The sequence below is a fragment of the Sulfitobacter sp. CB2047 genome (assembly GCF_000735125.2).
GTDB classification, from domain to species: Bacteria; Pseudomonadota; Alphaproteobacteria; order Rhodobacterales; family Rhodobacteraceae; genus Sulfitobacter; species Sulfitobacter pontiacus.
In genome coordinates this window covers 3,270,001-3,281,733 of the sequence record NZ_CP072613.1, presented here as the reverse complement: position 1 = coordinate 3,281,733, position 11,733 = coordinate 3,270,001, and the positions used below count along the sequence as shown (strand labels likewise).

General features: G+C 60.9%; 9 protein-coding genes and 1 rRNA gene (1 of these 10 only partly in view). 9 read left to right on the top strand and 1 reads right to left on the bottom strand.

Going from position 1 to position 11,733, the window contains the following annotated elements; all coding sequences use genetic code 11:
* Positions 1 to 389: 389 nt before the first annotated feature.
* Positions 390 to 1,085, top strand: coding sequence for a DnaA N-terminal domain-containing protein (locus IV89_RS16135; RefSeq protein WP_037941351.1), 696 nt, complete (start codon positions 390 to 392; stop codon positions 1,083 to 1,085).
* Here the strand turns inward: IV89_RS16135 and IV89_RS16130 are convergent.
* A complete protein-coding gene (locus IV89_RS16130; RefSeq protein ID WP_235183669.1) occupies positions 1,082 to 1,891 on the bottom strand; it encodes an IclR family transcriptional regulator in 810 nt (269 codons plus the stop codon). The two genes, IV89_RS16135 and IV89_RS16130, sit on opposite strands and share 4 nt — an antisense overlap.
* A gap of 134 nt (positions 1,892 to 2,025) precedes the next feature.
* Here IV89_RS16130 and IV89_RS16125 point away from each other — a divergent pair, with 134 nt between their 5' ends.
* The 8 genes from IV89_RS16125 to IV89_RS16090 all read left to right on the top strand — a co-directional run.
* Positions 2,026 to 3,570 (top strand): M81 family metallopeptidase, encoded by a 1,545-nt coding sequence (locus IV89_RS16125; RefSeq protein ID WP_235183668.1) that lies wholly within the window; start codon positions 2,026 to 2,028, stop codon positions 3,568 to 3,570.
* Positions 3,571 to 3,600: 30 nt separating this feature from the next.
* Entirely contained in the window at positions 3,601 to 5,208 is a 1,608-nt protein-coding gene (locus IV89_RS16120) for an ABC transporter substrate-binding protein (RefSeq protein WP_037941349.1), read from the top strand.
* Positions 5,209 to 5,272: 64 nt separating this feature from the next.
* A complete protein-coding gene (locus IV89_RS16115; protein ID WP_005848795.1) occupies positions 5,273 to 6,214 on the top strand; it encodes an ABC transporter permease in 942 nt (313 codons plus the stop codon).
* A gap of 1 nt (position 6,215) precedes the next feature.
* A complete protein-coding gene (locus IV89_RS16110; RefSeq protein ID WP_037941346.1) occupies positions 6,216 to 7,103 on the top strand; it encodes an ABC transporter permease in 888 nt (295 codons plus the stop codon).
* Between the two features lies 1 nt (position 7,104).
* Positions 7,105 to 8,790 carry an ABC transporter ATP-binding protein gene (locus tag IV89_RS16105; protein ID WP_009824266.1) on the top strand — a complete coding sequence of 562 codons (1,686 nt, stop codon included), beginning with the start codon at positions 7,105 to 7,107 and terminating at the stop codon, positions 8,788 to 8,790.
* Entirely contained in the window at positions 8,787 to 9,953 is a 1,167-nt protein-coding gene (locus IV89_RS16100; RefSeq protein ID WP_009824267.1) for a M20 aminoacylase family protein, read from the top strand. Before IV89_RS16105 ends, IV89_RS16100 begins: the two co-directional genes overlap by 4 nt.
* A 70-nt stretch (positions 9,954 to 10,023) precedes the next feature.
* The gene (locus tag IV89_RS16095) at positions 10,024 to 11,163 is read left to right on the top strand and encodes a M20/M25/M40 family metallo-hydrolase (RefSeq protein ID WP_037941343.1); all 1,140 of its coding nucleotides are present in this window, start codon (positions 10,024 to 10,026) and stop codon (positions 11,161 to 11,163) included.
* 519 nt (positions 11,164 to 11,682) lie between these two features.
* Positions 11,683 to 11,733 (top strand): 16S ribosomal RNA (locus IV89_RS16090); it runs 1,409 nt beyond the window's last position.

The following is an 11,733-nucleotide window of genomic DNA, read 5'->3' as shown; positions in this document are numbered from 1 at the left end:
CTATCTACTCGCGTTTTTAAGCCTCGAATTTCGAATAACGCGAATTCGGCAATTTGGCAAAACCTAATTTTCCCGAAATTCGCGCGCTGATCCTGAAGAACGGGTTTATTTCGCTGCGGTTAACGCGGGGCAAAGAGATTTTGGTGACAGGCAAGGGGCATATGACGCTGTTTTGGTGACAGCCATCCCCTGATATGGTGACACCTAAGCGTCCCCCTTAACCTATTAACCTTTACCAAATTGAATTTGGATTAAGGAAAAGGGTAATTCCTGTTTTTCCCAGCGGGTTGACAGAAGACGGGATTTAGAGCTTTGTAGAAAGCATAAACGGAATCGGCTCAAAGAAGCTGACCGATAAAAATAAGACGATACATCGAGTAGGCAAAACCATGAACCCATTGCGGCTGACCGGCCCTGAAGCCGGGGTGATCAAGTACGACCTTTTGACCGCTTTGAGCGTGGCGGGGTTGAACGGATCACCGACCTTGCAGACCTCGTTGATGCGGCTGATCGCGGCGGTGACCTCGCGGTATAATTGGCGCGCTGACGAGCTGAGCGTGGGCCAGCGGGATCTGGCGCGGATGTGGTCGGTGAATGAACGCACGGTGAAACGCGAGATCAAACGGCTGACGGATGCCCAGCTGTTGATTTGTACGCGCGGCGGCGTGCGGGGCAGGGTGGCGGCCTATCGGTTGAACTATGCGCAGATCGCGCGGCTGTCAGAGCCGTGCTGGCCGCTGGTCGGGCCGGATTACGATGCGCGGATGAAAGAGCGGTATCGCAGCGAAACCCCGGTCAAGGTGGTACAACTGGCCGATTATGCGAAACCCGAGGCATCAGAGCCCGCGCAGGGCGGGCCGGGTACGTGGCAACGCGCGATGGTGAACCTATCGCGGGAGAACGCGGATCAGTTCAAGGCGTGGTTCTCGCAGCTTGAATATGTGGCGTTCGAAGGGGGCGTGCTGGAGCTGCGCACCCCGAGCAAATTTGCGCAGCGCTATATAGAGACACATCTTCTGCGCCCGCTTGTCGCGGCGGTAGAGGCAGAGTTGGGGCCGGTGACGCGGATTGAATTTCGCGCCTAGAAACTGCCGCTGATGGCGCGGGCGGCTTCTTGGGCGATGGGGGCCGCGCGGCGGGCAAAGTCTTCGGCGCTCCATTCAGAAAGCGAGCCGGCGATGTGGATGGCCCCCAAGGGGCGGCCCTGACGGTTGACGACGGGCACGCCAATGGCGACTTCGCCCAAGACGAATTCGTTCTGCACTTGGGCAAAACCGTCTCTACGGGCCTGTTCGAGACTGTTCATAATGCTGTCGGGGTCCACGTTGGTGTAAGAGGTATAGCTGTGAAGCGCGAAGCGATTGATGATCTCGCGCGCCTCTTCTGGGGGCAGGGCGCAAAGGGTCGCGCGGCCGCCGGCGGTGCAATAGGTGGGGACGCTATGGCCCACAAGCGTGGCGTAGAAGGTCTCGCGTTTGCTTTGCATGCGCAGGGCATAGATCACGCGGGTTTCATCATAGAGGCTGAAGTCGATCCGTTCGGCGATGGATTTGCGCATCTCGAGGATAACGGGGGTGGCGACCTGCACCACGGGGTCCAGACGCAGGGTGTCGTGGGTGTGGTCAAGCAAGCGCAATCCGGGCAGATAGCCGCGGTCATCGGGGCTGCGCCGGATGTGCCCCAATATCATGAGCGTATGCACAAGACGTTGCGCAGCGGAGCGGTCGATCTCTGCCTTCGTGGCGATGTCTGACAGGCTGAGCGGGCCGTCGGCGTCGTGAAATGCGCTGAGCACATGGATGGCGCGGGCGGCGGAGCGCACAAAGAGCCTATCGGCATCTGCCTGAAAATTAGACGCGACAGAGGAATGTGGTCGTTTGGGGTCAGGCATCGAGCGCTCCGGGTTGACGCGAGGATAGGTCAGTGCCTAGCATCGTATGGCAATACAGCCGTATCGCCAAGCAATACATTCAGTTTTGTGAAGCGATACATGATTTAAAGGTGGGTTCCCCGATGCGCGTCGCCATGGCCGGATTTCTTCATGAAACCAATACCTTTGCGCCCGAGCCTGCGGATATGGCGGCCTTCAAGGCCGGTGGCGGTTATGTCCCTATGGTGGGTGGCCCCGCGATGATCGACGCCTTTCAGGACGTGAACCTTGGCATGACCGGCGCGTTGAAGGTCGCAGGGGATTCGGGTTGGGATGTGGTGCCTGTTCTTTGGGCGGGGGCTATTCCATCGGCACCTGTGACGCAGGATGCGTTCGACACTATTCTGGGCGAGCTTCTGGACGGGCTACGTGCCGCAGGGCCGTTGGATGGTGTGTTTCTGGACTTGCACGGCGCGATGGTGGCGACGCATCACGATGACGGTGAAGGAGAGATCGCCCGTCAGGTACGCGCATTGGTGGGGCCGGATGTGCCGATTGCCGCCGCGTTGGACCTGCATGGCAATATCTCGGAAGAGTTTGTGAACACGGTGGATGTGCTCGCAGGATTTCGCACCTATCCGCACATCGACATGGCCGATACCGGTGCCGCAGCGGCGCGGTTGCTGGATCATGTGATGCAGACCGGCACGCGCCCGGCCAAAGCGTTCCGCCGCATGTCCTATCTGGTGCCGATCCCGTTTCAGACGACGGATATGCAGCCCGCCAAGGGATTGTATGAAAACCTGACAGAGGTTGAGGCGCAAGGCGCATTGTCGGCGTCGCTGTTCATGGGATTTCCGGCGGCGGATATTGCCGATTGTGGCCCCACTGCGGTGGCCTATGCCGAGACTCAAGCGGCGGCGGATGCCGCAGCAGATGCGGTGGCGGATGCCTATGCCGCTGCCGAATCCGAGTTCGACAATGATACATTTACCCCCGACGCGGCGGTTGCCTATGCGGTGCGCGCGGCAAAAGGGGCAGGGCAGGGGCCTGTGGTGATTGCCGATACCCAAGACAACCCCGGTGCGGGTGGGGTGTCTGCCACGACGGGGATGTTGCGGGCCTTGATCGATGCTGATGCCCAAGACGCGGCGATCGGGCTGATTGTAGACCCGCATTCCGCCGCCCGAGCCCACGAGCTGGGGGAGGGCGCGCGCGCCGTGTTCCGCATTGGCGGGCACCCCGGTCTGCCCGACGATAGCCCCGTCGAGGTCGAGGCCGTTGTCGAGATGCTGTCGGAGGGCAAAGTGAAAGCCACCGGCCCCTATTACGGCGGGACGATGCTGGATCTGGGGCCCTCCGCCTGTTTGCGGATTGGCGGCGTGCGGGTGGCCGTCACAACGCGGATTGCGCAGATGGCCGACCGCGAGATGTTCCGCTTTGTCGGGATCGCACCAGAGACACAGAAAATTGTTGTCGTCAAAAGCTCTACCCATTTTCGGGCCGATTTCACCCCGAGTGCGCGCGAGATTATTGTCGCGCGTGCCCCCGGCCCCATGCCGTTCGACCCCGCAGACCTGCCCTTTACGCGGTTGCGTGAGGGGTTGCGGCTCTCTCCTAACGGTCCCGTTTTCGGGGCCGCGCGTGCGGCTGCTGCACGCCACGATACCGGCGGATCAACCGGCGGTGTCCAAATATAACAATGACCACAACCAACATGGGAAATTGATATGCTGACTTTACGACCCACATTGAAACAAAGCCGGGGGCTGGCGGCGTCGCTGATGACCACGGCAGCGCTGCTGGTGCCTGCCGCGAGCTTCGCGCAGGAAGAAACCACGATCACGGCGGTCATGCACTCGGGCTTGCGGGTGCTGGATCCGGTGATCACCACGGCGCACATCACACGTGACCACGCCTATATGATCTATGACGTGCTGACGGCGGTGGACGAGAATTTCACCCCGCAGCCGCAGATGGCAAGCTGGGAGACATCCGACGACGGGCTGGTCTATACGTTCACCCTGCGCGACGGGCTGGTGTTCCACGATGGCGCACCTGTGACCGGCGCCGATGTTGTTGCCTCTCTGACCCGATGGGGCAAGCGCGACAGCGGCGGGCAGTTGATCTTTGACGTGACCGAAAGCCTTGAAGCGACAGATGACAAAACCGTTGTCTGGACGCTGACCAAGCCCTTCGGCCCGCTGATCGACGTGATTTCCAAGCAATCCGCGGTGCCGCCGTTCATCATGCCGGCGCGTGTTGCCGAAACCTCTGCCGATGAGACGATCACGGAATACATCGGCTCCGGTCCATTTGTGTTCGATCAGGATGCCTATGAGCCCGGCGTGTCGGTGACCTATGAAAAGTTCGACGACTATGTGCCGCGCGACGAGCCCGCATCCTGGATGGCAGGCGGCAAGGTCGTGAATGTGGACAAGGTGGTCTGGACCACGATGCCCGATGCGCTGACCGCGCTGAATGCGCTTTCGGCGGGCGAGATCGACTATCTTGAGCAGGTCCAGATCGACCTGATGCCGATCCTGTCGGGCAATGAGGATGTCGTCGTCGAGAAACGCGATGATCTGGGCTATGTCACCATCGGGCGTCCGAACTTCTTGCATGCACCGTTTGACAACAAGCTGGTGCGTCAGGCGGCGATGGCCGCGCTGGATCAGGAATCCATGCTGGCGACGATGCAGGGTGATCCTGAATACTACAAAGTCTGTGGCGCGATCTTTGGCTGCTCGACCCCCTTGGGGGACGAAGCGGGATCTGACTTGCTGACCGGTGGCGCGAATACCGAGCGTGCCAAGGAACTGCTGGAAGAAGCGGGCTATGACGGGACGCCGATTGTCCTGATGGCCCCGACCGATGTGATCAGCCTGAACAACCAGCCTGTGGTTGCAGCCCAAGCGCTGCGCGAGGCGGGGTTTGAGGTCGATATGCAGTCGATGGACTGGCAGTCGGTCGTGCAACGCCGCGCACAGCAGTCGCCGGTGGCCGAGGGCGGGTGGAACCTGTTCTTCACCAACTGGATGGTGCCCGAAGTCTCTGACCCGCTGGTCAACGTGATGTTGAACGGTCGTGGCGATGATGGCTGGTTCGGCTGGCCCGATGACCCCGAGATCGAAGCCATGCGGACCGAGTATGTCTCGGCCAGCGACGACGCGACCAAGAAAGAGATCGCGACGCGTATTCAAGAGCATGTGATGGACAATGTGAACTATCTGATGATGGGCGAATACATCATCCCGCAGGCGCGTCGGTCCAACATCGAAGACATGATCCCGTCGCCGGTGCCGGTGTTCTGGAACATGACCAAAGCGGCAGAGTGATCTGCCTTGAGAGGCGCGCTGCGATGCGCGCCTCTCACCCCTACGACCGCAAGGAGCCTTCGGCATGTTTTTCTATATCCTCAAGCGCATATTGGCCACGATACCGGTGATGGTGATCGTTGCGATTTTTGTGTTTCTCTTGCTGCGGCTGACGCCCGGTGATCCTGCCGCGATCCTTGCCGGTGATGCCGCCACTCCTGCGCAGCTTGAACGTATCCGTGACAGTCTGGGGCTGAACGACCCGCTGCTGGTGCAGTTCGGCACATGGATGGGCCAGCTGTTGCGCGGTGATCTGGGCACATCACTGCTGTCGAATACCTCGGTTGCGGGTATGATCGGCGACCGTCTGGGGCCGACGTTGAATATCGCGCTGATGACGATTGTGATCTCGGTCGCTCTGGCCGTGCCGATGGGGGTGATTGCCGCGTGGCGGCACCGGTCCTGGGTGGATTTCCTTGTGATGTCTTTTTCGGTGCTCGGCTTTTCCGTGCCGGTCTTTGTCATCGGCTATATCCTGATCCAGATTTTCGCGATCGACCTGAAATGGGTGCCGGTGCAGGGCTATAAATCGCCGACCGATGGCATCGGGCCGTTTTTTAGTCGTGCGATCCTGCCGTCGCTGACGCTGGCCACGATCTATATCGCGCTGATCGCGCGGATGACGCGGGCGTCGATGCTTGAGGTTCTGGGCGAGGATTATATCCGCACCGCCCGCGCCAAGGGGGTACGCGAGAATGTCGTGCTGTTCCGCCATGCGCTGCGCAATGCGGCGGTGCCGATCCTGACCATCATCGGCACGGGGTTCGCGCTGCTGATCTCGGGCGTGGTGGTGACTGAAAGCGTGTTCAACATCCCCGGGATCGGGCGGCTGACGGTCGATGCCATTCTTGCGCGCGACTATCCGGTCATTCAGGCGATGATCCTGCTGACCGCGGGCATCTATGTGACGGTCAATCTGTTGATCGACATTTCCTATTCATTCTTCGATCCAAGGATCCGGTACTGATATGACGCAGATCCCAAGCTCTCGGCACAGCGCCTTTCAAGTTGTGACCGGTTTATTCTCTGTCCCCAAAGCAATGCGGATCGGTGTCGGTCCGACGATTGCGGCGGTGATCCTTGTGGCGATTGTCCTCGCGGCGGTGCTGGCCCCTTACTATGTGCCCTATAACCCGCTTGAGATGAATGCGATGGCGCGGCTGAAGCCGCCGTCGGATGACTTCTTGCTGGGCACGGACCCTTACGGCCGCGATATCTTTAGCCGCGTCGTGACGGGGGGGCGCGTGTCGTTGCTGATCGGTGTCGGGGCGGCGGTGGTCAGTGTCGCCGTGGGACTGCTGATTGGTCTGGTCGCGGGGTATTTCCGGCTGGCCGACAGTATCATCATGCGGATCATGGACAGCCTGATGGCGATCCCCGCGATCCTGCTGGCGATTGCGCTGGTCGCGCTGAACGGGCCGAGCGTGACATCGGTGATCATCGCGATCACCGTGCCGGAGGTGCCCCGCGTCGTGCGGCTGGTCCGGTCGGTGGTGCTGACCGCGCGCGAAGAACCCTATGTCGAGGCGGCGATCGCGCTTGGATCGTCCATGCCCAAGGTCTTGTTGCAGCATCTGATGCCCAACACCTTTGCGCCGCTGATCGTGCAAGGCACCTATATCTGCGCCTCTGCCATTCTGATCGAGGCGATCCTGAGCTTTCTGGGGGCGGGCGTGTCGACCGAGATCCCCACATGGGGGAATATCATGGCCGAGGGACGGAGCTATTTCCAGATCAAGCCGGGGCTGATCTTCTGGCCGGGCTTGATGCTGTCTTTGTGTATTCTGGCGATCAACCTGTTGGGCGACACGGCCCGCGATATCCTTGATCCACGTATGAAAAAGCGGGAGGTGTGAGATGGAATTCAAGTCCAAAGACTTTACCGATGCCAAACGCGTTCTGAAAATACGCGGGCTGACGGTGGGACTGGCGGGGCGGCCCAAGGCCGATCCGGTGTTGCGCGGGATCGATCTGGATATCCGCGCGGGCGAGACCCATTGTCTGGTGGGCGAAAGCGGGTCGGGCAAATCTGTCACCTCGCTGACGGCCATGGGGCTGCTGCCCAAGGATGCGCTGGAAATTCAGGGTGGGTCGATTGATCTGGAAGGGATCGAGATTACCCAAGCCAAGCCGGCGCAGATGCGGGCCTTGCGGGCGCGGCGGATCGCAATGATCTTTCAGGAACCGATGACGGCGCTGAACCCTGTTTTGCGGGTGGGCGAGCAGATCGAGGAAGTGCTGAACATGCACAGCGATCTGTCCCGCGCCGAGGCCAAGGCCCGCACCATCGATATGATGGAGCAGGTGCATCTGCCGGATGTGGAACGTATCTATGCCGCATTCCCGCATCAGCTGTCAGGCGGGCAACGGCAACGGATCATGATCGCCATGGCGTTGATCCTTGACCCTGATCTGTTGATCGCGGACGAGCCGACGACGGCGCTGGATGTGACGACGCAGTTGCAGATCCTCAAGCTGATTTCAGAGATGCAGGAACGCCATGGCACGGCGGTGCTGTTCATCACCCACGATATGGGCGTGGTCGCCGAGATCGCGGATACGGTCAGCGTCATGCAGAAGGGCCGCATTGTTGAAAGCGCGCCGATCCGGCAGCTTCTGACCGCGCCCAAGGAAGACTACACCCGCAAGCTGTTGCAGGCGGTGCCCAACCTTGATCCGCGCGCCCCTCGGGCACCGGCGGAGGCGCGGGATGTGATCACCGTGGACGGGCTAGAGATGACCTATGGCGGGGGCGGTTTCTTTCGCGCCAGCCAAGGGGTGCGGGCGGCGCAGGATGTGAATTTCACCATCCAGCCGGGGCGCACCCTTGGGATCGTGGGCGAAAGCGGGTCGGGGAAATCGACCGTGGCCCGTGCCATCATGCGGCTGATCGACCCTACGGCGGGAAAGGTGACTGTTGCGGGGACCGAGATCGCGCAGCTGTCGCGCCGTCAGTTGCAGCCGCATCGCAAACATTTCCAGATCGTGTTTCAAGACCCTTACCGGTCGCTGAACCCGCGCTGGACCGTGGCGCGCAGTCTGTGCGAGGGGCCGATCAACTTTGGCACCAGCCGCGCCGATGCGATGGAACACGCCGCCGAGCTGATGGAGCTGGTGGACCTGCCGCGCGATGCGCTGGACCGCTATCCGCATCAATTCTCGGGCGGGCAGCGCCAGCGGATCGCCATCGCGCGCGCTGTTGCAATGAAGCCCGATCTGCTGGTCGCGGACGAGGCCGTGTCGGCGCTGGATGTCAGCGTGCAGGCGCAGGTGCTTGACCTGCTGGATGACGTGCAGGAAAAATTCGGCATCGCCATGCTGTTCATCACCCATGACCTGCGGGTCGCGGCGCAGATTTGCGACGAGGTGCTGGTGATGCAGAAAGGCGTTGTCGTCGAACATGGGCCCGCGGGCGAGGTGCTTGCCGCGCCACGCCATGACTACACCCGCAACCTGATCGAGGCCGCGCCCGGCCGGCATTGGGATTTCGCCAACTTCCGTGCGCTGGACCGCACGACCCCCGTGACAGGAGCCACCCTATGACCACCATTCCAAAGATCGAATCCTTTGCCAGCGATCTGACCGCGATCCGTCAGGATTTCCACGCCCACCCCGAACTGGGGTTCGAAGAGGTGCGGACCTCGGGCATCGTGGCGGCGCAGCTGCGCGCCTATGGGGTGGACGAGGTACACGAGGGCATCGGCGGCACCGGTGTCGTCGGGCTGATCAAGGGGCAGGGGGGTGGCAACCGCCGCGTGGGTCTGCGCGCCGATATGGATGCGCTGCCGATCGAGGAAACCTCGGGCGTGGCTTATGCCTCCACCAATCCGGGGCGGATGCATGCCTGTGGTCACGACGGCCATACCACGATGCTCTTGGGGGCCGCGCGCTATCTGGCCGAGACGCGGGATTTTGACGGCACCGTGGTGCTGATCTTTCAACCCGCCGAAGAAGGTCTGGGCGGCGCGCGTCGCATGATCGCCGAGGGGCTGTTTGAACGCTTCCCCTGTGACGAGATCTACGGGATGCACAACGATCCGAATTCGGAACCCAACGTCGTGTCTGTCACGCCGGGGCCCGCGATGGCGGGGGCGAGCTTTTTCGACATCACGATCAAGGGCACCGGCAGCCACGCCGCCGCGCCGCATCAGTCGAAAGACCCGATCGTTATCGGGTCCGCTTTGGTGCAACAGCTGCAAAGCATCGCCAGCCGCAATATCATCCCCACCAAGCCCATCGTTCTGTCGGTGACCAAGTTCAATGCGGGCTCTGCCTATAACGTGGTGCCCGATACGGCGACGATTGCCGGCACCATTCGCTATTTCCACGACGATGTGTCCCAGCTCGCCGATCAGCGCATCCGCGATATCTGTGCGGGCATGGCGCTGTCTTACGGGGTGGAGATTGATGTGGACCTGCGCAATGTCTTTGACGTGCTGATGAACGACCCCGACCTGACCACCGCCTATGTCGCAGCCGCCGCAGATGTGGTGGGCGCTGACCTGTCGTCAGAATCGACCGAGCAGGCCACCGGATCAGAGGATTTTGCCGATATGCTGAAAGTCGTGCCCGGTGCCTATTGCCGTGTCGGACACGCGGGCAATGTGCCGCTGCATAATCCGGGCTTCGTGCTCGATGACGCGATGCTGCCCGTGGGGGCATCGATCTATGCGCGCATCGTGGAAACACGTCTGCCCAAGGCCTGAAGTTACGCTATCATAAAGAACGTCTGGCGGTGCCGCAGATCACGGCATCGCACTAGGGAGGAGACCCGACATGACCAACCCGCTTGAGCTGCCGTTTGACACGGACGAGATGATCGCAGGGCTGCGCCCCTGGATCGAAACCGAAAGCCCGACCTTTGACGCGGGGGCCGTGAACCGGATGATGGATCTGGTGCAGCATGAACTGGCGGCCTTGGGTGCGAGGGTTGAACGGATTCCGGGCCGGATGGGGTTCGGCGACAGCGTGCGCGCCACCATGCCCCACCCCCGCGCGGGCGAGGGGGGTATTCTGCTCTTAGGGCATATGGATACGGTCCACCCTGTGGGCACGTTGAAAAAGCTGCCGTTCCGCCGCGAGGGCGGTATCTGCTATGGCCCCGGGCTGATGGATATGAAGGGCGGCAATTATGTCTTCCTTGATGCGCTGCGCAAATTGCTGGCCGCCGGGGTCGAGACTCCGCTGCCCGTCACCGTGCTGTTCACGCCGGATGAAGAGGTCGGCACACCGTCGACCCGCGCGCTGATCGAGGCCGAGGCCAAGCGCCATAAATATATCCTTGTGCCCGAACCTGCCTGCCCCGACGGCGGCGCGGTGATCGGGCGCTATGCCATCGCGCGGTTCAACCTGCAAACCCGCGGCAAACCCAGCCACGCGGGATGGGCGCTGAAGGACGGCGTGTCGGCGATTGCCGAGATGGCAAAGCATGTCGCCGTGATCGAAGGCATGACCAGCGACGACTGTACCTTCTCGTTGGGGGTGTTCAACGCGGGCCAATGGGTGAACTGCGTCTCTTCGGTCTGCGATGCCGAAGTCCTGTCTATGGCCAAGACACAGGAACAACTGGATGCGGGCATTGCCAAGATGATGGCGTTGAACGCGGACCAGGGGAATGTGGTGATGGAGGTCACGCGCGGTGTGACCCGCCCCGTCTGGGAACCGGACCAGCCCGGCACGATGGCGATGCTGGGGGTGGCGCAAGAGATCTCGCGCGAGCTGGGGTTCGAGATGACCGGCCAATCGGCAGGCGGCGGATCGGACGGGAACTTTACCGGCTACCTCGGATTGCCCACGCTCGATTCCATCGGGGTCCGGGGGCAGGGGCTCCATACGCTGAACGAACATATCGAAGTCGACAGTCTGGTAGAGCGCGCAAAGCTGGCCGCGGGGCTTTACTGTCGGCTTGGGGCATAGGGGCCGGAATGGGGGCACAGCGCCAGCAGCACGCGATATCAGCGCGGTTCCGAATAAAATCGAAAAAAACGAAGTTTTTTGAAAAAAGCTGTTGCAGCCCCCAAATCACAGGTCTATAGAGCGTTCTACCGGAGACGCAGACACGCAGACACGGGGCGCTAGACGGGGACGACGGGTTACGGTTCGGGTCTTACGTAGCGGGAAAATTCTGAGGTAATTGAGGCGGGGCGCGCTGAAAGTTTACGGCGCATCTTGGTTTCTTTTGTCTCGACGCTCTTTGAAATTGATAGATATCTGAAGAGATATGTGGGCGGTTTGGTTCATTCGATGGATCAACGTCTGTATATCGCGCTCTTAGGCTTCGGCCGATGATGGAGTGTCAGCTTCACTGTTTGGACGGCTTGTTGTTACTTTGGTAACTTTAAGCACTTCAAACGGAGAAAACGCCTGTATCATTCAGTAAGTGATGCAGGTTTGATGTGCAGAGGTTCGACGTCAAGGATACGCAGTAATGCGTTTCAACTTGAGAGTTTGATCCTGGCTCAGAACGAACGCTGGCGGCAGGCCTAA